The 22,603-nt window shown below is 45.9% G+C and carries 22 protein-coding genes and 2 tRNA genes; 14 read left to right on the top strand and 10 right to left on the bottom strand.

The genetic code is table 11. From position 1 onward, the window contains the following. The first annotated feature begins 192 nt into the window (after positions 1 to 192). A complete protein-coding gene (locus tag Q1Q15_RS16830) occupies positions 193 to 1,047 on the top strand; it encodes a PEP-CTERM sorting domain-containing protein (RefSeq protein ID WP_300462484.1) in 855 nt (284 codons plus the stop codon). Positions 1,048 to 1,514: 467 nt separating this feature from the next. Here the strand turns inward: Q1Q15_RS16830 and Q1Q15_RS16825 are convergent. Both Q1Q15_RS16825 and Q1Q15_RS16820 read right to left on the bottom strand, forming a co-directional pair. After that, a tRNA-Leu gene (locus tag Q1Q15_RS16825) sits at positions 1,515 to 1,599 on the bottom strand. A gap of 22 nt (positions 1,600 to 1,621) precedes the next feature. Then, a tRNA-Leu gene (locus tag Q1Q15_RS16820) sits at positions 1,622 to 1,708 on the bottom strand. Between the two features lie 122 nt (positions 1,709 to 1,830). On the opposite strand from Q1Q15_RS16820, the gene Q1Q15_RS16815 reads away from it, so the two are divergent. The 10 genes from Q1Q15_RS16815 (at position 1,831) to Q1Q15_RS16770 (ending at position 12,067) form a co-directional block, all read left to right on the top strand. Further along, positions 1,831 to 2,775: a bifunctional riboflavin kinase/FAD synthetase gene (locus Q1Q15_RS16815; RefSeq protein WP_300462482.1), complete on the top strand. Its 945-nt coding sequence runs from the start codon at positions 1,831 to 1,833 to the stop codon at positions 2,773 to 2,775. Beyond that, complete coding sequence (def, locus tag Q1Q15_RS16810) at positions 2,762 to 3,286, top strand: peptide deformylase (protein WP_300462480.1); 525 nt, start codon at positions 2,762 to 2,764, stop codon at positions 3,284 to 3,286. The genes Q1Q15_RS16815 and def overlap by 14 nt, the downstream gene beginning before the upstream one ends. Then, positions 3,283 to 4,233 carry a methionyl-tRNA formyltransferase gene (gene fmt, locus Q1Q15_RS16805; RefSeq protein WP_300462478.1) on the top strand — a complete coding sequence of 317 codons (951 nt, stop codon included), beginning with the start codon at positions 3,283 to 3,285 and terminating at the stop codon, positions 4,231 to 4,233. The genes def and fmt overlap by 4 nt, the downstream gene beginning before the upstream one ends. Then, positions 4,230 to 5,588 carry a 16S rRNA (cytosine(967)-C(5))-methyltransferase RsmB gene (gene rsmB / locus Q1Q15_RS16800; RefSeq protein WP_300462477.1) on the top strand — a complete coding sequence of 453 codons (1,359 nt, stop codon included), beginning with the start codon at positions 4,230 to 4,232 and terminating at the stop codon, positions 5,586 to 5,588. The genes fmt and rsmB overlap by 4 nt, the downstream gene beginning before the upstream one ends. Before the next feature lie 36 nt (positions 5,589 to 5,624). Further along, entirely contained in the window at positions 5,625 to 6,644 is a 1,020-nt protein-coding gene (locus Q1Q15_RS16795) for a PASTA domain-containing protein (protein WP_300462476.1), read from the top strand. Next, positions 6,584 to 7,234: a ribulose-phosphate 3-epimerase gene (gene rpe, locus Q1Q15_RS16790; RefSeq protein WP_300462474.1), complete on the top strand. Its 651-nt coding sequence runs from the start codon at positions 6,584 to 6,586 to the stop codon at positions 7,232 to 7,234. The genes Q1Q15_RS16795 and rpe overlap by 61 nt, the downstream gene beginning before the upstream one ends. 9 nt (positions 7,235 to 7,243) lie before the next feature. Beyond that, the gene (locus Q1Q15_RS16785; RefSeq protein ID WP_300462472.1) at positions 7,244 to 7,798 is read left to right on the top strand and encodes an ACT domain-containing protein; all 555 of its coding nucleotides are present in this window, start codon (positions 7,244 to 7,246) and stop codon (positions 7,796 to 7,798) included. Positions 7,799 to 7,812: 14 nt separating this feature from the next. Further along, positions 7,813 to 9,186 (top strand): PFL family protein, encoded by a 1,374-nt coding sequence (locus Q1Q15_RS16780; RefSeq protein ID WP_300462469.1) that lies wholly within the window; start codon positions 7,813 to 7,815, stop codon positions 9,184 to 9,186. Positions 9,187 to 9,190: 4 nt separating this feature from the next. Beyond that, complete coding sequence (locus Q1Q15_RS16775; protein ID WP_300462466.1) at positions 9,191 to 10,360, top strand: MFS transporter; 1,170 nt, start codon at positions 9,191 to 9,193, stop codon at positions 10,358 to 10,360. Positions 10,361 to 10,435: 75 nt separating this feature from the next. After that, on the top strand, positions 10,436 to 12,067 hold the full coding sequence (locus Q1Q15_RS16770) for a radical SAM protein (RefSeq protein WP_300462464.1): 1,632 nt from the start codon (positions 10,436 to 10,438) through the stop codon (positions 12,065 to 12,067). A 29-nt stretch (positions 12,068 to 12,096) separates the two neighbouring features. Here Q1Q15_RS16770 and map read toward each other — a convergent pair whose 3' ends face one another. Genes map through Q1Q15_RS16755 form a run of 3 tightly spaced genes read right to left on the bottom strand, consistent with a single transcriptional unit; the run spans position 12,097 to position 14,541 of the window. Then, a complete protein-coding gene (gene map / locus Q1Q15_RS16765; RefSeq protein ID WP_300462462.1) occupies positions 12,097 to 12,978 on the bottom strand; it encodes a type I methionyl aminopeptidase in 882 nt (293 codons plus the stop codon). After that, positions 12,975 to 14,342 carry a tRNA (N6-isopentenyl adenosine(37)-C2)-methylthiotransferase MiaB gene (gene miaB, locus Q1Q15_RS16760; protein ID WP_300462459.1) on the bottom strand — a complete coding sequence of 456 codons (1,368 nt, stop codon included), beginning with the start codon at positions 14,340 to 14,342 and terminating at the stop codon, positions 12,975 to 12,977. Before miaB ends, map begins: the two co-directional genes overlap by 4 nt. After that, positions 14,332 to 14,541 (bottom strand): DUF4911 domain-containing protein, encoded by a 210-nt coding sequence (locus Q1Q15_RS16755; RefSeq protein ID WP_300462456.1) that lies wholly within the window; start codon positions 14,539 to 14,541, stop codon positions 14,332 to 14,334. Before Q1Q15_RS16755 ends, miaB begins: the two co-directional genes overlap by 11 nt. 156 nt (positions 14,542 to 14,697) lie before the next feature. Here Q1Q15_RS16755 and recJ point away from each other — a divergent pair, with 156 nt between their 5' ends. Together recJ and Q1Q15_RS16745 are read left to right on the top strand one after the other, a co-directional pair. Further along, a complete protein-coding gene (recJ, locus tag Q1Q15_RS16750) occupies positions 14,698 to 16,407 on the top strand; it encodes a single-stranded-DNA-specific exonuclease RecJ (protein ID WP_300462453.1) in 1,710 nt (569 codons plus the stop codon). 83 nt (positions 16,408 to 16,490) lie between these two features. Further along, complete coding sequence (locus tag Q1Q15_RS16745; RefSeq protein ID WP_300462451.1) at positions 16,491 to 16,916, top strand: hypothetical protein; 426 nt, start codon at positions 16,491 to 16,493, stop codon at positions 16,914 to 16,916. 108 nt (positions 16,917 to 17,024) lie between these two features. On the opposite strand, the gene Q1Q15_RS16740 is transcribed toward Q1Q15_RS16745, so the two are convergent. The 5 genes from Q1Q15_RS16740 to Q1Q15_RS16720 are packed head-to-tail and all read right to left on the bottom strand — an operon-like array spanning position 17,025 to position 20,372. Continuing rightward, positions 17,025 to 17,756 (bottom strand): ABC transporter ATP-binding protein, encoded by a 732-nt coding sequence (locus tag Q1Q15_RS16740; protein ID WP_300462449.1) that lies wholly within the window; start codon positions 17,754 to 17,756, stop codon positions 17,025 to 17,027. A gap of 2 nt (positions 17,757 to 17,758) precedes the next feature. Next, positions 17,759 to 18,514, bottom strand: a complete 756-nt coding sequence (cbiQ, locus tag Q1Q15_RS16735; protein ID WP_300462446.1) for a cobalt ECF transporter T component CbiQ — start codon at positions 18,512 to 18,514, stop codon at positions 17,759 to 17,761. 1 nt (position 18,515) lies between these two features. Further along, on the bottom strand, positions 18,516 to 18,992 hold the full coding sequence (locus tag Q1Q15_RS16730; RefSeq protein WP_300462443.1) for a hypothetical protein: 477 nt from the start codon (positions 18,990 to 18,992) through the stop codon (positions 18,516 to 18,518). Continuing rightward, positions 18,989 to 19,594, bottom strand: a complete 606-nt coding sequence (gene cbiM / locus Q1Q15_RS16725) for a cobalt transporter CbiM (protein ID WP_300462441.1) — start codon at positions 19,592 to 19,594, stop codon at positions 18,989 to 18,991. Before cbiM ends, Q1Q15_RS16730 begins: the two co-directional genes overlap by 4 nt. 1 nt (position 19,595) lies before the next feature. Next, positions 19,596 to 20,372, bottom strand: a complete 777-nt coding sequence (locus tag Q1Q15_RS16720) for a DUF4198 domain-containing protein (RefSeq protein ID WP_300462439.1) — start codon at positions 20,370 to 20,372, stop codon at positions 19,596 to 19,598. A 318-nt stretch (positions 20,373 to 20,690) separates the two neighbouring features. Between Q1Q15_RS16720 and Q1Q15_RS16715 the strand changes: the two genes are divergently transcribed. Then, positions 20,691 to 22,457 (top strand): AMP-binding protein, encoded by a 1,767-nt coding sequence (locus Q1Q15_RS16715; RefSeq protein ID WP_300462436.1) that lies wholly within the window; start codon positions 20,691 to 20,693, stop codon positions 22,455 to 22,457. Positions 22,458 to 22,603: the final 146 nt, after the last annotated feature.

Here is a 22,603-nt window from a genome sequence, read left to right as displayed (position 1 = left end):
TTTTTCATGATGATCATATATGTTGCGAGTTGCGCTGTCTATAGCTGATTCTGCTTTTAGAACTTTTTTTTTAAAATGGTCGGTTTATTAATGGCTTTGTGCCTAACCATAAATCCTGCCTAAATTTTTCTTCTGTATACAATATTCGGCGATTGGATTAATCGAAAAGAGTATGAAAAGGAGGAAATATAAATGTTTAAGAAGATTGTGGTCTCATCGATTATAAGTTTTTTAATATGTCTTTTTCTTATTACAACTAATGCTTCTGCTTTACCAATAACATTTATTAAGACACCAAGTAATGATGTAGACAAAGTTAATGATGCCGGAAATTGGACTACAAATTGGTACGATGATTTAGATGGCGATAACCAATGGGATAAAAATGAACCATGGGCTGATTCAAGCCAAACAAGTTGGAGCAATCCAGAAGAAGCTAATGATATGAGTTGTTGGCTTGCTTCTGCTGCTAATATGCTTGCAGCTCAAGGATATAACAATGGCAATGAACTAGGTATCTATGACGAACTATTGGATCATTATGGTTGGACAGAAGGTGGCTGGCAACATGAAGCATTAGATTGGTATATATTTGATAATGAAGGCATGAATCCATCTTACAAGGTAAATTATTATGGTGTTTATACTGGAACTGAGTCTGTACATAATCATATTACCGCTTCAAATCAATGGCCTCAAAATCCATACGATTTTGTCAAAAAGGAATTATATAGATGTCAGCAAGTTGGCATTGTGCTTCATACAAGCTCTTTGTATCATGCGGTAACTTTTTATGGTTGGACTGAAATTTTTAGTATTATTACAGACTCTGATACTGACACTGATCATTACAGTAATACTGATAGAAATTATTATCTGTCATCGTCTTCACAAACAGACTGGAAAATTGACTATTTACAGTATAATCAAATCAATGTCCCAATTGATTATTTCACAACTCTTTGCCCTATCCCCGAACCCGCAACAATCCTTCTCTTTAGTCTTGGTATTCTTGGTCTTGCAGGGATCAGCAGAAAAAAAAGATAACAAGAAAATTCGAATCAGCATTAAAGGCAGGACTATTGATTTAGTTCCTGCCTTTTTTTTTCTGTCTTTGCGCTCATAATTCAGATTAATTTTATAAGCCAGTCAATTTGTCAGAGCCCATTTGTCCAGTTTCAACTGGTACCTTTCAGAAAAATTGATGTTGTGAATGTGTGAGAGTTTTTCAAGCTCACTCAATCACTCACATTCATGACTCAATTATTCTGGGGCAAACAGTTTCATTTTTTTAGCATATTTTAAGTTGCGGATTACAGGATTAAGGGGACACTTTATTTATTTCTTGTCAAGAATTTTTGCAAAAGAAACACCGGTTATTGAAAGGCTACAGCCACATCGAAGGGATTGTCATAAAAAAAGTAAAAAGACAGAAGGCCCCCTATCCGTAACCTGAAAGGAAAAAGGCCTTGCAAAGAAAACGATCAAATCTCTGCAAAGCCTTTATTCATATATGGTACCGAAGAGAAGACTTGAACTTCCACGCCTTGCGGCACTAGATCCTAAGTCTAGCGTGTCTACCAATTCCACCACTTCGGCTGAACCCTTTGGGAATGTGATGTGGTGCCGAAGGGGAGATTCGAACTCCCACAAGCATACGCTCGCCAGTCCCTGAAACTGGTGCGTCTACCAATTCCGCCACTTCGGCACTTTAGCCTTCCAGATTGCCTGTAAACGGGCAATTAAGGATTGCTTAAAAATCACAGTTCGGTTATATATATGTGTTTAAAAGTTTTGTCAAGATTATTGTTCCAAATAGAAAAGGTAAATATGGAATTAATTGAAAATATAGATCAGATTACCCGGCCGTTTAAAAATGCAGTCATTACTATCGGCAATTTTGATGGGGTTCACAAAGGGCATCAAAGTCTTTTCCAACAAGTCACAGAAAAAGCCAGACAACTCAACGGCACCTCTGTTGCCATGACTTTCGATCCTCATCCGTTAAAAGCATTGGGAATTTCAGGCCCGGCCTTGATTACAAGAAAAGACCAAAAATTTGAACTCATTGAAAAATGCGGTATTGATGTATTGCTGCGCATCCCCTTTAACATGGCGTTCGCGGCCATTACTGCCCATGACTTCATTGAAACTGTTCTTGTGAATAAAATCGGGATGAAAGCGATCATTGTTGGTGCAGACTATTCCTTTGGAAAAGACCGGCTGGGGAATATTGATTTATTAAAAACAGAACAAGACCGGCTTGGATTTGAAACCATTGTTTCTCCCTGGATCAATGATATGACCTCCGGCCTGGAAAGAATCAGCAGCACCCGGATACGTAAAATTGTTACGGAAGGAAAGGTGGACCAGGCCATGAAATATCTTGGCCGGCACTATCAAATCCGGGGAAAAGTAATCAAGGGACGCGAACGGGGAGGCAGCCAGTTAGGCTTTCCCACGGCCAACATCAAACTTCATGATGAACTCTGCCCTAAAGTGGGGGTGTATGCCGTCACTGTGGAAACCACCAAAGGCAATTTCCGGGGAGTGGCCAATATTGGATATTCACCGACCTTTGGTGACCAGATGTTTACCATTGAAGTTCACATCCTTGATTTCAACCATGATATTTATGACACCCGAATCCGGGTCAATATGGTTAAACGGTTAAGGGATGAAAAAAAGTTTAATGATATTCATGAACTTTCCCTACAGATCAAACGAGACATTGACATTGCAAAGGACATCTTAGAAAAAAATGGCCATTCTTAAAATTTTAACCTATCCGGAAAAATCTTTATTGCAACCTTCGGTTAAGGTAGAAACCATTGATGAACACATAAAACAACTTACCCACGACATGGGAGAAACCATGTTTGCCGCACCGGGAATCGGTCTTGCCGCTCCCCAGGTCGGTGTAAACAAACGGATCATCATCTATGATACCACGGCTGAAAACCCGGATGATGAAAACGCCGCCAAAGAATTTTCAGCCTTGATCAATCCTGAGATCATAGCGGCTTCCGGCAGTATTGTGTCAGAGAAAGAAGCCTGCCTGAGTGTGGAGGACTATAGTGCGGATGTGAAGCGTTATGAAACCGTAACGGTTACCGCCCTCGATATTGAGGGAAAAAAGCTTGAGTTTGATGCCCAGGGGGTTCTGGCCATCATCATGCAGCATGAAATTGATCATCTGGATGGTATCTTGTTTATTGATAGAATCAGTCTGTTGAAACGGACCATGTATAAAAAAAAAATAACCAAAAAATTGAACGACAAATGATGCCTAAAATCCGTATCATATACATGGGAACCCCTGATTTCAGTGTTCCGGCGTTACAGCAACTGGCCGCTGAAGAAAACTTTCATATCAGTCTTGTGGTCACCCAGCCGGACAGGCCCAAGGGCCGGGGAAAAAAGCTGACCCCCTCCCCTGTCAAAACCGCAGCGCTGGATCTGGGCCTGGATGTTTTGCAGCCGGAACGCATCAATACAAAAGAAACCCGGGACCAATTGCGATCCCTCCAACCTGATTTTTTTGTTGTTGCTGCATTTGGGCAGATTCTTTCCCAGGAAATTTTGGATATTCCCAAGGTCTTTCCCATCAATATCCATGCCTCATTACTGCCGAAATACAGGGGCGCCTCCCCCATCCAGGCCGCCATCCTCAACCGGGATGCCGTCACCGGGGTCACCACCATGGTCATGGCCCAAAAAATGGATGCCGGGGATATCCTGATGACATCAACAACCCCCATATCCGAACAGGATACAGCCCAGGACCTCCATGACCGGCTGGGGGCAATGGGTGCGGATCTTATTGTGGAAACCCTTCACGCTGTTCTGGACAATCGTCTTACCCCCCGGCCCCAGGATCATGCAAAGGCCACCTATGTAAAGCTGCTGAAAAAAAAAGATGGAGAGATCGACTGGACCCTTTCGAACCGTCAGATTTGCGCCCATATTAATGCCATGACGCCCTGGCCCGGTGCATTTACCCGTCTGGGAAACACCCCCCTTAAAATTTTTACGGCCCAACCGGTTGATGGGACCTGTCTTCATGAACCCGGGGTTATGTTTCAATGTGATAAAACAGGTATCCATGTGGCAACCGGAAAGGGCAGCCTTATCATTCTTGAGCTGATGGGGACATCTGGAAAACGATTAACCGCCAGGGAATTTTTATGCGGTCACACGATCGACCCTCCAATAAAATTTGATCCTGCATGATGAAAGACCCCCGACACATTGCCTTAACCGTGCTATGCGCCTGGCACAAGACCGACTCGACCCTTGACAAAAGTCTGGAAGCCTATTCCGAAGACATCTCCGGCCTTTCTAAGAATGACCGGGGCCTTTGTAATGCGTTAATCTTTGGTGTTCTTCGCCACAGAGAAGCCCTTGACTGGATCCTTCGTGCCTTTTCAAACACCCGGTTTGAACGAATTGATGCGGCGCCGTTGTACCTGTTACGGATAGCCCTGTTTCAAATTTTATATATGGACAGGATCCCGGTATTTGCTGCCATTCATACCAGCGTTGATATGGCCAAAAAAATAGCCGGAAAAAAAATAGCCGGATTTATCAATGCTGTCCTGAGAAATGCCTCGGAAAACTTTTCAACAGTTCCTTTGCCGGACCCGGCAAAGGATGCAGCAAAATTTATATCGGTCCGATATTCTCTGCCCATATGGCTGTCCAGGAAATGGTGCCAGGCCTTTGGCGTTGAAAAAACCATCGCCCTTTGCCGACAGATCAACACGATCCCCCCCATCACCCTTCGGACCAACACCCTGAAGATTGACAGGCCGTCCCTTGTTGAACAATTGTCTCTGGTTGCAACGGAGGTTCAACCCACAGGGTATGCCACTCAGGGGATCCGTTTTACACGCCCCCGTATCCCCATTCAGGAATTTGAGGCCTTTAAGCAAGGCTTGTTCCAGGTTCAGGATGAGGCTGCCCAGATTGTCACTCAATTGCTGGCCCCCATGCCCGGGGAAAAAATTCTGGACGCATGTGCCGGTCTTGGGGGAAAAACAGGCCACATGGCACAGCTCATGGAAAACAAAGGGGTCATCATGGCCACTGATGTGACCGTCCAAAAACTTGAATCCCTTGAATTGGATTCAAAAAAACTGGGGATTGAGATCATCCAGACAAAACACATCAACCTGTTAAAAACGTCCATTAAAGATTTTGATTTTTATTTTGACCGGGTCCTGATGGATTCGCCCTGTACAGGTTTGGGAGTTTTGCGGCGGAATCCTGATACAAAATGGACGCGCTCGAAAAAAGATATTGCCCGGCTGTCGGCAAAACAAAAAAAAATGCTCGCGGCAGCTGCCAATCTGGTTAAGCCCGGTGGCATACTTGTCTATGCCGTCTGTTCCTGTGAACCAGAAGAAAATGAAGCGGTTATCCAGGCTTTTTTAAAAAAAAGAAAAGATTTCTCAATGGATCCCCCGATTGAATCGGATCAGTATTCCGGATTAATGACCCCTGAAGGGTGGTTAAAAACCTATCCCGACACAAACAATATGGATGGTTTTTTTGCCGCCCGATTAAAGCGGAACGTTAAATCTTAAGTGAAGTCAATTTTAAAATACGGATTGCTTTTTTTGATGGCATTTATCATGACCGGCGGTATCACCTATTACTCGGTCCGGGTATTTACCCAGAGCGCTGATGAAATTGTGCTACCGCAATTAACCGGTAAAAACATTCTGTATGTTTTAGAAACCCTTACCAACATGGGATTAAATGCAAAGCTGCATGGGACCCGGTATGACGATACCGTTCCCAGGTATGCGGTGATTTCCCAGGCCCCCAAACCCGGCGCCACAATCAAAAAGGGCAGGGATGTCAGTCTGTATATTTCAAAGGGAAAAAAAGAGAATATGATGCCGGATTTAAGACAACTGCCGCTTGCCCAGGCCCTTATCCTCCTAGAAAAAAACGAATTTCAAAAGGGCCATATCTCGGCCACCTATTCTATAAGCACCAAAAAAGACAGTGTCATTGCCCAGTATCCGGAATCTTTTTCCCCGGTACCCAAAGGGTCTTTCTGCAATCTGCTGATCAGCCGGGGTGACGCCCCCCGGGGCATGATTATGCCGGACACAAAAGGATTGCGGCTTGAACGGGCATTGGCCATGATTGAGCATCTTGATCTGGGCATTCCCATCATCATATCAACTGAGAATCAGAATCAGACCTATGGCAGTGTTTTATCTTCTACACCACAACCCGGCAGTTATGTGGCCGCAAATACCCCCATCACCCTTGTTGTCAACAGACCCGGGGGCCTCACCCTCAATGCCCAGGAGACATCCGGCAGCCTGATCCTTTTAACCCATTCGCTGGATCCTGGCATATTAAATCGCCATGTAAGGGTTGAAACCGACATGTTCGGACCTATAATTGAACTTTACAATGAATATATGAAACCCGGTACCGATATCCAAATTTTAATTCCCCCGGGAATCAAGACCTGCGTGGATATCTTTATTGACAATAACCTTGAAAGAACAATGATTATTGATCCTTGGAACGAGGACCGTCATACAGGAGAAACATTATTATGGGAATCATCGCCCCTTCAATTTTATCTGCCGATTTCACCAGACTTGGTGAAGAATTAAACCAGATCGAACAGGCCGGTGCCGACTGGATACACATTGATGTGATGGATGGCCGGTTTGTACCGAACATCACCTATGGCCCCATCATTGTGGAAGCCTGCAAGAGGGCATCAAATCTTGTCCTTGACGTCCACTTGATGATTGAAAAACCAGATCTGATCATTCCTGAATTTGCCAGGGCCGGCGCAGATTATATTTCGGTTCATGCCGAGGCCTGCCCCCATCTTCACAGAAGCCTTCAGTTGATTAAAAGTTTCAATGCAAAAGCCGGTGTGGCATTAAATCCGGCAACCCCCCTTTCTACCATTGAATGGATTGTGGATCAGCTGGATTTTATCTTGATCATGAGTGTGAATCCCGGTTTTGGCGGTCAGAAATTTATTGATACCAGTATCCAAAAAATAAGCGCCCTGTCAGACCTGTTGAAAGAAAAAAAATCCACTGCCATCATCCAGGTGGATGGCGGCATCAATAAAGATAGCATTAACGCCGTTTCATCGGCAGGTGCCACTTCTTTTGTTGCCGGCTCTGCCATCTTTAACACCAAAGACTACGCCAAAGCGATCTTAAATTTGCGCCAGAACATGTAAAGGACACAAATGAACAAAGTCATTATTACGGTCCTGGGAAAGGACAGGCCCGGTATTATCTCCCGGGTAACAACGGCACTATATGAACTGGGCTGCAATCTTGAAAATGTAAACCAGATGATCCTGCAACAACAGTTTGCCGGTTTTTTTATTGTTGAACCGCCTGCAAATACGACTCTGGCAGATCTCGCTCAAACCCTTAAGGAAAAAACCGAACCATCAGGACTCACCGTTCATATCAATCAGGTTCAAGACACCGGTGCCCGGGAAGACGTCATCAAAGGGGAAATCTTTTTAATGACCACCATCGGTCCGGATCAAAAAGGGCTTGTGGCCCGATTTTCACAAATCATTGCCCGATATCATGCCAACATTATCAACCTGAAGGCCGTGTTTAAAGGGGGCAATGATCCCAACGCAAATATCATGTCCTACCAAATCCAGATTACACCGGACATTGATACCGGACAATTGTTTGGCGCCTTGCGGCAAAAAGCCGAAGACCTGGGCCTTGATATCCGGATTCAACATAAAAACATCTTTGATGCCATCAATAAGATTTAAGATAGGAACCCCCCATGTTTGACGATCATGAAATCATATCCACCATAGAAATGGTGAAAAACGAAAACCTGGATGTCCGTGCCGTGACCTTAGGTGTTAACCTTTTTGACTGTATCAGTCACGACCTTCCCGTTTTTAAAAAAAATATCCGAAAAAAGATCCTGACCCATGCTGAAAATCTTGTAACAACATGTGATGCTGTGGGAGATAAATATGGCATCCAGGTGGTGAACAAACGGATCTCAATCAGTCCCATCGCCTTGGTGGGGGCCTGCTTTTCATCGGATCAAATGGTTGAAATAGCCCAGGAACTCAATGACATTGCCCGGCAGGTCCATATTGATTTTATCGGTGGATTTTCAGCCCTGGTGGAAAAGGGCATCGCCCCGGGCGACCAGGCCCTCATTGATGCCTTACCCCAGGCCCTTGCCCAGACCCAGAGAGTCTGTGCATCGGTGAACGTGGCCACCACAAGAGCCGGTATTAACATGGACGCGGTCCTTGCCATGGCCCGGGCCATCAAAAAAGCCGCCGCACTCACCTCGGATGCAGATGGTCTGGCCTGTGCCAAACTGTGTGTATTCTGCAATATTCCCCAGGATATGCCGTTTATGGCCGGTGCCTATCTGGGGGTGGGTGTTGCAGATGCCGTCATCAATGTGGGCGTGTCAGGCCCCGGCGTTGTTAAACGGGCCATTGAAAGGAACCTTGAGGGACAGCCGAACCTGAACCTGGGGGATATTGCTGAAATTATCAAACGAACCGCCTGCAAGGTCACCCGGGTGGGTGAACTCATCGGAAGAGAAGTCGCGCAAAACCTTGCCATTCAATTTGGCGTGGTGGACCTGTCCCTGGCGCCCACCCCCACGGTGGGGGATTCCATTGGTGAAATCTTCCAGGCCCTGGGACTGACAACCATCGGGGTGCCAGGCTCCACGGCAGCCCTTGCCATGCTCAATGATGCGGTGAAAAAAGGCGGTGCCTTTGCCAGCTCCCATGTGGGCGGGTTAAGCGGTGCCTTTATCCCTGTCAGCGAAGACCTGAATATAGCCCATGCGGCAGCCAACGGCTTTCTGTCCATTGAAAAGCTGGAGGCCATGACCGCTGTCTGCTCTGTGGGCCTTGATATGGTGCCCATCCCGGGTGAAATTACCGAGGAATGTCTTGCCGGTATTATTGCAGATGAAATGGCCATTGGCATGATCAATTCAAAAACCACTGCCACACGACTGATCCCGGTTCCCGGCAAGCGAGCCGGTGAAACGGTTTATTTCGGCGGTCTATTAGGCGAGGCAAAAATTATGACGGTTCCCAATTCTGATCTTTGTGATCCCTTTGTTAAATATGGCGGCCAGATTCCCGCCCCCATCCACAGTATGAAAAATTAACCCCATGACCCAGAATACCGCCACTACCAGCACGATTAATTATCGTATTGTTTTTGTTTTAGCCCTGATTCATTTTACCGGAGATTTTTACTCCTCCTTTTTTACCCCCTTGTTGCCTGCGTTTGTTGACAAACTGGGACTAACCCTTGCCCAGGTGGGATTGATAACGGGCATGGTAAGGCTGCTTGCCTTTGTGGTCCAACCCGTGATCGGCTATCTTGCCGATCGATATGAAACCAGAGGATTTGTCCTTACAGGTCTGTTCTTTACATTTTTCTTTATCCCCTTTTCCGGGATTGCCCCAAATTTCTGGGTGTTGTTCATGGTTTTGTGTATCGGTTCCATTGGATCCTCCATGTTTCACCCCTCCACCACAGGAATGGTTCCTTTATATTCCGGCAACCGTACCGGATTCTGCCTGTCCCTCTACAACACCGGGGGCACCTTTGCCTTTGCCCTGGGTCCCGTATTTATCACCTGGTATGTGGTCCGATTCGGCCTGGAACAAATGCCGTACACCCTTTTGATAGGGGCCGTTGCCTTTTTATTCTGTATCCGATACCTGCCGGTTCCCATCACGGAAAACCTCTCACATTTAGGGTTTTTGGGATCTATGAAAGAAACCTTGGGCAAGGTGTATAAATCCATTTTCCTGATCTGGCTGGTGATGGTCCTCCGGGCGGTTACCGGGCAGACATTTATCACCTTTATGCCCATTTATCTGGCAGATAAAGGCCATGATCTTGTTTCTGTGGGATTGATTGTTTCCTTTTTTATTGTTGGCGGCACGTTGAGCGGTCTTCTGGCCGGGTATCTGGCGGATCGAACAGACTTTAAAAAAATCTTTTTTGTTTCCCATGCCTTGATGCTCCCTGCCCTTTTGCTATATCTCTATCTTCCCGGCCCGTTTGTGTATATCGGATCTTTTCTTGCCGGATTTGCCGTTCTGGCCTCACTTCCCCTTGGCGTGGTAATGGCGCAGAAACTGGCCCCAAAATCCAGATCCATGGTATCCAGCCTCATGATGGGATTTGCCTACGGACTGGGGGGGGCTGTATCACCGTTGATCGGCAAACTTGCCGACATATACGGTCTTGAAACCGTTCTTTTTTATTCAGCCTTTCTTCCCCTTGCCACCCTGATCTTTATTCTTAAATTTCCCAGGGTTGAATGAGCTGTCAATTGTTTTTTCGGCATTTTTTCATTGATCGTTGAAGTTTTTTTTTAACCATTTTATGCCAGGATGTATATGACACGAACAACGGTGGTTCTGGTTCAACCGCCCATAGAAGATTTTTATCTGACCCTGAAACGGACCCTCCCCTATGGCCTTGCCTCGGTGGCTGCCGCTGTCAGAGAAAAAGGGTTTGATGTGGAAATCCTTGATGCCCTTGCCACCCGCAAATCAAAACCCATTGCCTGGCCTGAAGCATTCGCCTATCTTACCCCGTTTTACGGCAAAAAAGATGTGACTGCGTTTTCCCTTTTCCATGAGTTTCGGCATTTTGGATACTCTTATGAATATATCGGAACAAAAATCAGGGAAAAACAACCGTTTGTCGTGGGTATCTCCTCTTTGTTTACCGCCTATTGCAACGAGGCCCTGCAAACCGCCCAAACCATTAAAAAATTTTATCCCCATTGCCGCATCGTACTGGGCGGTCATCACCCCACCCTGTTCCCGGAACGTGTACTGGCCTGCGAAGCCATTGATTTTGTGTTGCGGGGAGAAGGTGAAACCAGCATGGGGCTGCTCTGTGAAGCATTAAAGACCCATGCGGATATTGAAGGGATTCCCGGGATTGCCTTTCGGAAAACCACTTCTGTATTCATCTCCCCGCCCGCCTGGATGAAAGACTTTAACCACCTTTCACTACCGGCCATGGACCTGATCGATACACATTTTTATCAACGGAAAAACAGGGGTGCCACCCTTGTTGTCTCGAGCAGGGGATGTCCCATGCACTGTTCCTATTGTTCCGTATCTGCCGCATCCGCCCATGCCCCCTTCCGGCAGCGTGCTGTTGAGGACGTGGTCCGGGAGATTGAACGGCAGACACGACAGCAGGACATTGGATTTGTAGATTTTGAAGATGAAAATCTTTGTTTGAACAAGCAATGGTTTACCCGGCTTTTCTCAAAAATAACCCATTTATTTGCGGATAAACCGGTGGAACTTCGGGCCATGAACGGTTTGTACCCCCCGGCCATTGATGAAGATATTGTCTCCTTGATGAAGGCTGCAGGGTTTAAAACCCTCAACCTTTCTCTAGGGTCGACATCAAAAACACAATTGAAAAAATTCCACCGGCGGGATGTGAGAGCCGCGTTTGAAACCGCACTGGCCCTTGCCCAAAAATATAACCTGGAATGCGTCTCCTATATTATTGCCGCCGCACCCGGGCAGACCGCACAAAGTTCCCTGGAAGATCTGTTATACCTGGCACAAAAAAGAACCCTGGTTGGCTTGTCCGTTTATTATCCGGCCCCCGGGAGTCTGGACTATCAAGTTTGCAAGGACAAAGCCATTTTACCCAAAACCTTTGACCTGATGCGGTCCAGCGCACTGCCATTGGATGATACCACCTCAAGGATAGAAGCGGCAACCCTGCTAAGGCTTTCAAGAATCCTTAATTTCATGAAGCACCTGAAAGATACCCAAGGCGGTCTTCCGGAACCAAAACCCTTTCCTGATTTACTGCCCCCCCTGTCTTCTGACCGGCAGGCCCTGTCCCGAAAATTGCTCCAATGGTTTTTGCAGGATGGAAACATCCGGGGGAGCCTGCCCAATGGAGAGATTTATACCCATATGACCGATAGGGGTTTGACACGGCAGTTTATTGAAAGAATAACAGCCCTTCCCCTTGCCGGTCTCACATAACAGGATCAAACCGCCCCCTTTGCCGGCGGTTAAAGGGCATAAGGGGTCAAACTTTCCCATCCTGTTTCCGTGACCAGCAGGGTCTGCTCAAACTGTGCAGACAAGGACCCGTCATTGGTGACCGCGGTCCACCGATCTTCCAGTACATGGAGATCTCTTTTACCCAGGTTGATCATGGGCTCAATGGTGATCACCATGCCGGGAGCCAGGGGAATGCCTTTCCCTCTGGTGCCGAAATGGAGCACCTGGGGTTGCTCATGGAAATCAATGCCCACGCCATGGCCGACAAACTCTCTAACCACAGAACATCCCTGGGACTCTGCATAGCTTTGAATGGCATAGCCGATATCCCCCAATGTTACCCCCGGGGCCATGACCTCAATCCCTCTTTTTAAGGATTCAGACGCCACGCTGACAATTTTTTTTCCTTGTTCAGTGGGTGTTCCCACGAAAAACGTTTTGCTGGCATCGGCATAATACCCATCAAGGATGGGGGTAATATCCACATTGACAATATCCCCATCCGTTAACACACGATCACCGGGTATGCCGTGACAGATGACATCATTGACCGACACACAGACACTTTTCGGAAAGCCCTTGTAATGTAATGGTGCCGGAACCGCACCGGCCTTGATGGTTTCTTCATGAACAAACGTATTAATATCGTCTGTCTTGAGCCCGGGTTTGATCATCTGCTCAACCTTGTTGAGAATGGATATGAGCAGGTCACCACATTTTCTAATGCCCTGGATCTGATCCGGGTCTTTCAAATGGATGTCATATCGGCGTTTGTATTCTTCTTTAATGCTGACTTCTATTTTTTTGTTGCGACAACAATTTTTATATTTTTTACCGCTTCCGCAGGGGCAAAGCGTATTGGGTCCGATCTTAACAGATTTATTTTTCATTTGGTCTCAAGCTCCAGAGGATACCCCCACAATGAATGGGGATATGCATTTTTAATTCTAATTTTAATCATATCGCCTATATTGGCTTGGTCGGATGGGAAATGCACCACTTTATTGGACTCACTTCTTCCGGTCATCTGTTCCATATGTTCTTGGACGGGATCAAATCCTTCTCGTTTTTTTTCACTCGTCCCCTCAACAAGGACGTCCAGGGTTTTCCCAACCAGGCCTGTGTTTTTTTGTTCTGTATAGCGTTCCTGTATTTCCAATAAATGGTTTAACCTGTCCCGTTTTTCCGTCTCATCAACCTGGTGAGGAAACCTGGCTGCAGGTGCGGAGGATCGATCCGAATACGCAAAGGCATACAGGGAATCAAATTCAATCTCTCGCAACAGATCCAGGGTGTCATTAAAATCTTCCCGGGTTTCCGAGGGAAAACCAACGATGATATCCGTTGAAAGCGCAATATCAGGGCAGTGTTTTTTCAAATTAAAAATCCGGTCAAGGTATGTTTCCCGGGTATATCCCCGGTTCATCTTGCGAAGGATATGATTTGATCCGGACTGTACCGGCAGATGCAGGTGGTTGCACACTTTATCCAGGTCCCGGATGGCAACCATCAGGTCCACGGAAAGGTCTTTGGGATGGGACGTGGCAAATCGTATCCGTTGGATGCCGTTGATGTCATTGACCCGGAACAAAAGCTCAGGAAAGGAAATCTCCCCTTCTTTCTGCCCGTAGGAATTCACATTCTGGCCCAAAAGGGTCACTTCCTTGACACCGGATTCGGCCAGCAGGCGAATCTCCTGGACAATTTTTTCCGGGGTACGGCTTCTTTCCCGGCCCCGGACATAGGGCACCACACAATAGGTACAAAAATTCTCACATCCCTGCATAATCGTGACAAATCTGGAAATTTTATTTTCATCCATACAGGCGGTCTCGGGCAGGGCTTCATAAATCATGGGGGCATCTCGTGTATCCACCACTCTTCGTTGACCGGATTTAATCGCATCAATATGCTGCCCAAACCTTGAAAAGGCCTGGGTACCCAGAACAATATCAAGATAGGGAAGCCGTACAAATGCTCGTTCACCCTCCTGTTGTGCCACACACCCGGCCATGACGACAATCAAACCGGGCTTTTTCTTTTTAATTTTGGCGAACCTGCCCAAAAAACTGAAGGCTTTTTCTTCAGCCTTGTGCCGGATCGAGCAGGTATTGCAGACCACAATATCAGCTTTATGCACATCGTCGGTTCTTTCAAATCCATATGAATTCAGAATCAACCCCAGTTTTTCAGAATCGTAAACATTCATCTGGCAGCCAATGGTATATATATAAGCATATCCGCTATACTTCATCAAACATAAAATCCCTTTTTAAGTCTTCAATGATCATCTGGGCAGTTTCCAACCGCTCCGGTGCAATGGCAAGCCTGATATGACCCGTTTTAGCATCCAGGGTGGTGGCAATTGCGACCCCTTCATGGGCCTCAAAAATAAACCGGATGAATCCGATTTTGGTTTTATCCACCCGATATTCTTTATGAACCGTTCGCATATGGTTTCCAGTTATATCTTTGTTTAAAACCTGTTATTATATCACCATTGTTAAAAAGTTCAAACAATTAAAAACTCCCTCAGCAAAGAAAGGAAAGAATCAGCAGATGCAATTTGACTTTCTGAAGGTTTACTTATATACATTTTTTATATTGATATGAATACCCTACTGACATATGTTGAGCCGGATCAGGAAACCATTGACCGGTTAACCAAAGGATTGGACTGCCATCCTATTTTGGCAAAACTGCTGTCAACCAGGGGGATTGCAACGGTAGAAGATGCCCGCTCCTTTTTAAATCCAGATTTTAATAACCTCACCGATCCTTTTCTTTTAAAGGATATGGACAAGGCAGTGGAACGTATTTTTACCGCGGTTGAAAACAAGGAAAAAATTCTTGTTTTTGGTGATTTTGATGCGGATGGGGTGACCTCTACGGCCCTGCTCAGTGATTTTTTTGAATATTGCAACGCCGATGTATCCTGGTATATCCCCCATCGCATAAAAGAGGGCTACAGCCTTCAGAAGGATCATATTCAAATGGCCCTGGATCAGGATATTGATCTGATCATTACAGTGGACTGTGGCGTCAGTAGCCATGAGGCCATCACCCAGGCCAGCCTGGAAGATATTGACGTCATCATCACCGACCACCATGAACCCGGGAACACCCTGCCCCCGGCCCTGGCCGTCATCGACCCGAAAAGGAAAGACTGCAGGTCCGGTTTAGACCATCTTGCCGGCGTGGGGGTGGCTTTTTTTCTTGTCATGGCCCTTAGAAAATCCTTCAGGGAACGCGGCTTCTGGGAGAATCTCAAGGAACCCAATCTCCTGGATTATCTGGATCTGTTTGCCATCGGCAGTATCGGAGATATGGTGCCGTTGATCCATGAAAACCGTGTGTTTTGTATTGCAGGGCTTAAACGGATAAAACAGGGAACCCGGCTTGGATTAAAATCCCTTGCTGACATTTCCCGGGTTGACCTTAAAAAGATTGATTCAGATGATATTTCATTTAAACTTGTCCCGAGAATCAATGCCGCCGGCAGGATCGCCCATGCCCGGATCTGTGTGTCACAGCTCACGGATACCGATATTGTGAATACGGAAAAGACCGCATCTCTTCTGGATCAGTTGAATATGAAACGGCAGAAAATCGAGCAGGACATCGTCTTTACCATAGAACACCGGCTGTTAAAAAACCCGGAATTGTTAAGCAGCAAACTGCTGTTTTTATGGGATGACAAATGGAACCCCAGTGTCTTGGGAATCGCGGCATCAAAACTATCAAGAAAATACTATTGCCCGGTCATTTTATTGTCCAGCGCCGGGGACCAGGCCGTTGGATCCGGTCGAAGTATCAATAACATCAATATCCATAAGGCCCTCCTGGACAGCGAAGCATTGCTTGTAAAATTTGGTGGTCATGCCATGGCCTCGGGCCTGACGGTGAAAAAGGACAATTTACACGCACTATGTCAACGGTTGAACCGGCATATGGAAAATGTTTATACGGAAAAAGATTTTCAAAAAGCCCAGGTCATTGATGACATTCTTGATTTTGAAGATATCAATTTCAATCTGGCCAAAGAAATGAACCAGCTAAGACCATTTGGGATCGCCAATCCGGAACCGGTTTTCCTGTGCGAAGATATCCGTGTGGTCTCTTCCCATGTCATTGGAAACAGCCACCGAAAAATGATTCTTGAAAAAGCCGATTCCATTTCCCACCATCGGGTTGAAGCCTTTCATTTTAACATCACGGATCCGGATAATCTGCCGGAGTATTACCCCAAAATTGCCTTTAAACTCAAAATCAACAAATTCAAACCCAGTGCTGCCCAGATAATTATCGAAGATATCTGATTTTAAGCTTGAAAAAAAACCTGTTTTTATTATATAGTTACAGATTGATATTTTATAATTTTTGATATTTTAAGGATACGTTTATGGCTAAAATTTTTTATACCGGTAACAGGGAAGCAAAGCTTCTTTCAAAAATAGAATCCTCTAAAGAACGGGAAAGAATCCGAACCATCAGTGCCATCCGGGATAACATAGATGCCTTTAGCAATAAAGTCTCCATGAAACTCATTGAGGCAGGCCTGGTTGAAACTGTCTCAAAATCCAGCATTGAAAATCAGATCGCCAGGTGCCTGGATGCGCTGTGCAAAGCAGAAGACTTTGATATTGATTACATGATTGCGCCGTTGCGGACCCTTGTCTCAAATCCCAACATTGCCAGTTTATACCTGACAGCCTTTATCGTGGAGACACTCATTAATCACAAAGATGTCATTGATATTTACGGCAGTGATGAAGACATTTATTATTGCATTCAAAAAGAACTTGCCGCTCTATTACCGAACGTCTGATCCATGACGATTTGAACTTAGCGCGCTATCGCGCGAGCATTTAGCCATTAGCTGAAAAGCTGAAAGCTAACGGCTAAATGCAAATTCCCATACTATCAAATTTATATATTATTTGTGACTGTGGGGTTGTTTTCCGTATTTGTGAACATGCTCATGGCGATGAATGTGGATGTCATTATCGGTTAAAATCCGGCCATTCTCCATGGAATATATTTTATCTGTCACGGCTTTGACAAAATCAAATTCATGGGAAATCACAAAGTAAGAAATATCCAGACCATTGAGGATATGGATTAATGTATTCTTAACCGTGTTGTCCAGACCCGCAGTGGGTTCGTCCAGCAATAAAACTTCAGGCGCCATGGCAAGCACGGCCGCCAGGGCGACCAACCGTTTCTGCCCGCCGGACAATCGGTGGGTGATGCTGTGTTCAAAAGAGAGTATCCCCAGTTTTTCAAGGGTATTTCTAGCGATATCACCGGCATCCTTCTGGGAAAATCCAAGGTTCAATGGTCCAAAGGCCACATCGTCCAGTACGGTGGGACAGAACAACTGATCATCCGAATCCTGGAACAATAAACCGATTTTAGAACGAACCGGCAAAAAATCCCGTTCCTGTGTTAATACCTTCCCAAATATGGCGATGGTTCCCGATGCGGGTTTGCACAGCCCCATGATCGTATGCAGCAACGTGGTTTTACCGGACCCGTTGGGTGCCATCATACCAATCCGGTCGCCCGGGTTGATTTCAAGGTCCAGGTGGTCCAGAACCTTTTTCGTTGAGCCCGGATAAAAATAAGTAATGTCTTTTAACTTGATGATACTGGAAATGTTGTTCACTGTTAAACCCAAAAAATTTCAATAATGACAAGGCTTAAACTTGCCACAGATATGCCGGTTAAAAATTTTGAGTTTAATCTATTTGACGGGTAAACGTCAAGGGTATGAAATTTTTGATTGAATCCACGGCACAGCATGGCCTGGTAGACCCTTTCGGCTCTGACCGACGCCCTGACAAAGAGCATCCCTGCCAGATAGGCATAGGTTTTATACGAATGCAGGTTGGTCTTCGGGGTAAATCCCCGAAATTTTGCTGCCCGCAAAAGCCGTTTATATTCTGATTCAATGACCGATATATAGCGGTAGGACATCAGCAGGAGAAATACCATTTTATCCGGGACATGAATCCTATGGAGCCCGTTTCCAAGGGATGCAATGGTCATTGTGGCAATAAGGGCCGTAAATATCAGCAGTATGGTAATGGATTTAATGGTAATTTTGCAGCACAAGATGACACCGGGTGCTGTCAGTTTCAGGCCATACAACCGGACCATGGTTTCTCCGTCAAAGCTTAATGGCAGAATGATCCAGATCATCAGTAAAAACCAGAAAAGCGGTTTTAACCGTTTCAAAACATCCATCCCATTCAATCCGGCCATGAGGATTAACCCAATGGAAATTAAAAAATAAATTCCGGCAAGATATAGATGATCACACAGGGCTGTGGCAACGGACAAAACAATGGATGTCAGGATGCGTATTTTAGGATCCAGTTGATGAATTAAAGACTGACCGGATGCAAATTTTTCTTCTATCATTTCAGGATGGTTTCCTTTTTAAAAATTTTACACCCAGGGCCAGCAGAAAAATAATACCAATACCACCGATTATTTTATAAACAGACGGGCCCTGTTCCAGGGATTCTTTTTTCTTCATGGCGGTCTGGATATCCTTGACCGAAGGAAGGGTTATCAGTTCTTTTTTAGGAATTTTCCATTGGGCTTGATGCCCTATGCCGGCATCAAGGGTTAAGATAAGATCTGAATCCGTGTTTTCAGGGATAGCAAACGAATGGTTTCCGTCCAGGTCTGTTTGACCGGTATGCACCACTTGGCCTTGCTCATCAACAACCGTTATGGCACAATTCTGGGCCTTTCTTTTTGAACCAAAACTGCTTTCCGTATGGATCATACCATCTTCCACCCATGCAAAAATAATTACCTTGTGGGCAACGGCAGGGCCGGCGGGAATGATGGCTAAAATGACGACTAAAAAAAGTATTTTTTGTATGTTCATTTTTTCCTCAACGGTATAATTTCAGGGTAAACTTTTAAAAAAAATGTCACACAGAAGCCGGTGATAATGCCTTCAATGATCATGACAGGGATATGGGCCATAATAATGGCAAAACTGGTTTCAAAAAAATTGTGGTTCGTGAACCACAAGGCTGCCCCCAGCAACAGGGAAGAAAACAATATGGAAAACAGTCCTGCCAGGAACCCTGCTGTAAAGTTCAGTGTGGATGATTTTCCCAGCAACGGCAAAAACAGGTAGTGGGAGAGTACTGCCGGAACCGCCATCACCACCACATTCACCCCCAGTGCTGTCAGGCCGCCGTATTGAAAAAACACCGACTGGAGCAGCAATGCCGTCAGGATAGCCGGAAAGGCGGCAACACCCAGCAGCAATCCCACAATGCCGTTCAAAATCAGATGGACGCTTGCCGGTCCGATGTTCACATGGATCAGGGATGCCACAAAAAATGCAGAGGCCAGGATAGCCACATGAACAATGCGATCATATTCAATCTTTTTTAACCCCAGACTGGTCCCGGCAACGGCAATAACGGCCCCGGCAGCCAATACCGGACCGGAAAGAACGCCTTCTGAAATATGCATGTTATTTTTCCTGCCAATTCTCAAACTTTACCCATAACACAGCCCCCAACTCAATATCCTTTTCTTCATTGGCCTGCATCATCTTTTGATCCGATGTGTTTAAAGCGGCAAATCCCCACCAGCCCGCAACCGGCGCGGCATAGGTAAATACCCCATTTCCATCCGCCTTCACGGTCTGGGTGATCATATAATCAGAGGGGGCCTGGACTTTTTTCTCCCGGTTAAAATATTCCACTTCTACCTCGGCATAGGGCACGGCGTTTCCATCCAGTTTAACGATTCCCTGGAAAACGTTTCCCGCATACAGGCCAAAGGGTTTAGACAAGGGAACAATTTCCGTTTTTAACCCCAGTTCAGTGTCCCACCCCTCGTCGTCGCCGAATGCTGCCACCACCGTTTTTGTATAATGGATAATAAAACAATCCTCAGCCGGTTCCCAATACGGTACAGGTTCCATGACAAAGGTATATGCCCCGGGTCTTTTGATGGTATATTCAGCCTTCCAGGCGGTATGATCCATGATCTTGATTTTTTTGAGCGTTCCGTTCAACGCCTGCTGCTTCCCTTTTTTGACCACCCAAAACCCTTTCGGTTTGACAAGTGGCATACCCACCCCTTCAAACGGATGGGAAAAAGACAGGTGAAGACCTATTTTTTTCGAATCGTCCTGCATGACCATATTGTCTGAAGGGATCACCATCCCGAAATGGGCAAATGACACGCCAAAAGAAAAAAAGACGATTAAAACAACCGGACAAATCAGCCGAAAAACTCTCATTTTGCTTCTCCTAAAAATAAAAAACCACAAAGGCATCGGAATATTTTACCGATAAATCAACCTTCGTGGTTTATAGTGTCTATTAAAAAAATTGTCAGTTGGGTTCAAGCTTCTGCCTGAGATTAATTTTTATTACCGTTTCAACCGTTAATTGTCAATCATTAAAATAAAAACCTGAGATTTCTCCCAATGGAACAGGAACATCCGGGGACATATAAATTTGCTGAATACAATCTTTGAAAAATGTTAAAAAAATGATATAAGCAGCAGCATATTTTAAACCGATTCAGACACAAACAATATTGCAGGAATTTATTTATGGATATGGAAAAAATTTACCGAGAGGTCATGGAACTCAACCAGATGGTTGATGATGAACGAAAAGAAAAGGCGGCTAAAACGTTCTTTGAACGATTGAATGTCATGGAACTGCCCGAATACTTCAACTGGGTTGAAGAAGTTTTTGAAAATATACATGTAAAGGAACGAGGGGAAAACCTGGCACTGCTCTGGACGGATATTGCCACCCGAGAGACGCGCCGCTATACCTACAGCCAATTATCCGCAAACGGAAACAAATGCCTGAACCACCTTCGAGGGGCCGGCGTAGAAAAAGGCGACAATCTGTACATGATGGTACCCATTGTCCCGGAAACCTGGTTTGCAACCTATGCCGGCATAAAAGGCGGGCTGGTATCCGTGCCCACGGCCACCAGCATGACCATGAGAGAGCTGCAGTACCGGTTTGAAACCTATGAGCCGGATATCATCCTGTCGGATCAGTCGTTTACGGATCTAATGGACGAGGCCTTGAGTGCCACCGGCATTACCCCGAAGACAAAAATTGTACTGGGCACCAAACCCGGATGGACCAGTTATGCCGACATTGAAAAACAATCCCCCATTGCCCGGGCGGCCAAAACTCGATCCCATGACCTGTTGTTCTGTTTCTTTACATCCGGAACAACCGGACTTCCCAAGCGGGTGGGACACAGTGCCACCTCATATCCGTTAGGGCACTTGTCCACAACCGTAATGATCGGTATTAAACCGGACGATATCCACCATAACCTCAGTGCACCGGGATGGGCCAAATGGGCATGGAGCAGTTTTTTTGCACCCTTGAACGTGGGTGCCACGGCAACGGGGTTTAATTTTACAACCCTTAACGGAAACCTTTACCTGGAAGCCATTGCAGCAAACAAGGTCAGCACGTTCTGTGCACCGCCCACGGCCTGGCGGATGTTCATTAATATGGACGTGTCCGCATATGATCTGTCCTGTCTGCGCCAGTCCATCAGTGCCGGCGAACCCCTCAATCCCGAGGTCATCAATCAGTGGAAAAAATTCACCGGCACTGAAATCCGTGATTTTTACGGACAGACCGAATCCACGGCAATGATTGGAAATCCTCCCTGGATGACCGGTAAAATGCGCAATGGGTCCTTTGGGTACCCCTCGTTCATGTATGATGTTGCCTTGGTTGATGATGACGGGAATGAAATTACCACCCCGGATGAACCCGGTCATATTGTTGTAAAACTGGACAAATTCAAATCCAAAGGCCTGTTTACAGAATATATCGGCAGCCCTGAAAAGATGAAGCTCGTGTTTATTGACGATTATTATTATACCGGGGATCGCGCATCCTTTGATACAGATGGGTATTGGTGGTTTGTGGGCCGGGCCGACGATGTGATCAAGTCTTCGGATTTTCGCGTGGGACCCTTTGAGGTGGAAAGCGCCCTGGTGGAGCACCCTGCGGTGGGTGAAGCAGCGGTCATTGGGAAACCGGATCCCAACAGACACCAATTGGTTAAAGCCTATGTCATCCTGAATCATGAATTTGAACCCACCCGGGAACTTGCCCTGGAGCTGTTTCAACACACCATTTCCATCCTGGCCAAATTCAAGATCCCCAGGATCATTGAATTTGTCCGAGAAGTGCCCAAGACGATCAGTGGTAAAATCAGGAGAATCGAACTCAGGGAACAGGAAATCTCACGACAGGAGGACCAAACCGAATCAACCCCCAACGAATATTTTTACTGGGATTTTCCTGAATTGAAATCAAAAAAAAAATAACGCGATACCCATACCATCCATCCGGTCCAATCAACTGCCGGCGATCAAAACGATCCGCTGTCGTGTTGGACTGGATGGATCTAAATTCCCCCCCCTCCACGCCTGACAGTGTTCGACAAACTGTATCAGAATAGTCCAAATGTGTT

Origin of the sequence: Desulfobacula sp. (assembly GCF_030145145.1) — a bacterium.
Lineage (GTDB): Bacteria > Desulfobacterota > Desulfobacteria > Desulfobacterales > Desulfobacteraceae > Desulfobacula.
This window is presented reverse-complemented; position numbering and strand designations above follow the sequence as displayed.

Bases quoted from the DNA above. Each gene is read 5' to 3' on its own strand.
- cbiM (WP_300462441.1), bottom strand. From the start codon at position 19,594: ATGCATATTTCAGAAGGCGTTCTTTCCGGTCCGGTATTGGCTGCCGGG.
- Q1Q15_RS16755 (WP_300462456.1), bottom strand. From the start codon at position 14,541: ATGCGAACGGTTCATAAAGAATATCGGGTGGATAAAACCAAAATCGGA.
- Q1Q15_RS16780 (WP_300462469.1), top strand. From the start codon at position 7,813: ATGTTTGACGATCATGAAATCATATCCACCATAGAAATGGTGAAAAAC.
- rsmB (WP_300462477.1), top strand. From the start codon at position 4,230: ATGATGAAAGACCCCCGACACATTGCCTTAACCGTGCTATGCGCCTGG.
- Q1Q15_RS16815 (WP_300462482.1), top strand. From the start codon at position 1,831: ATGGAATTAATTGAAAATATAGATCAGATTACCCGGCCGTTTAAAAAT.
- cbiQ (WP_300462446.1), bottom strand. From the start codon at position 18,514: ATGATAGAAGAAAAATTTGCATCCGGTCAGTCTTTAATTCATCAACTG.
- map (WP_300462462.1), bottom strand. From the start codon at position 12,978: ATGAAAAATAAATCTGTTAAGATCGGACCCAATACGCTTTGCCCCTGC.
- Q1Q15_RS16715 (WP_300462436.1), top strand. From the start codon at position 20,691: ATGGATATGGAAAAAATTTACCGAGAGGTCATGGAACTCAACCAGATG.
- Q1Q15_RS16830 (WP_300462484.1), top strand. From the start codon at position 193: ATGTTTAAGAAGATTGTGGTCTCATCGATTATAAGTTTTTTAATATGT.
- Q1Q15_RS16730 (WP_300462443.1), bottom strand. From the start codon at position 18,992: ATGAACATACAAAAAATACTTTTTTTAGTCGTCATTTTAGCCATCATT.
- recJ (WP_300462453.1), top strand. From the start codon at position 14,698: ATGAATACCCTACTGACATATGTTGAGCCGGATCAGGAAACCATTGAC.
- Q1Q15_RS16745 (WP_300462451.1), top strand. From the start codon at position 16,491: ATGGCTAAAATTTTTTATACCGGTAACAGGGAAGCAAAGCTTCTTTCA.
- Q1Q15_RS16720 (WP_300462439.1), bottom strand. From the start codon at position 20,372: ATGAGAGTTTTTCGGCTGATTTGTCCGGTTGTTTTAATCGTCTTTTTT.
- Q1Q15_RS16770 (WP_300462464.1), top strand. From the start codon at position 10,436: ATGACACGAACAACGGTGGTTCTGGTTCAACCGCCCATAGAAGATTTT.
- miaB (WP_300462459.1), bottom strand. From the start codon at position 14,342: ATGAAGTATAGCGGATATGCTTATATATATACCATTGGCTGCCAGATG.
- fmt (WP_300462478.1), top strand. From the start codon at position 3,283: ATGATGCCTAAAATCCGTATCATATACATGGGAACCCCTGATTTCAGT.
- Q1Q15_RS16775 (WP_300462466.1), top strand. From the start codon at position 9,191: ATGACCCAGAATACCGCCACTACCAGCACGATTAATTATCGTATTGTT.
- Q1Q15_RS16795 (WP_300462476.1), top strand. From the start codon at position 5,625: ATGGCATTTATCATGACCGGCGGTATCACCTATTACTCGGTCCGGGTA.
- Q1Q15_RS16785 (WP_300462472.1), top strand. From the start codon at position 7,244: ATGAACAAAGTCATTATTACGGTCCTGGGAAAGGACAGGCCCGGTATT.
- rpe (WP_300462474.1), top strand. From the start codon at position 6,584: ATGGGAATCATCGCCCCTTCAATTTTATCTGCCGATTTCACCAGACTT.
- def (WP_300462480.1), top strand. From the start codon at position 2,762: ATGGCCATTCTTAAAATTTTAACCTATCCGGAAAAATCTTTATTGCAA.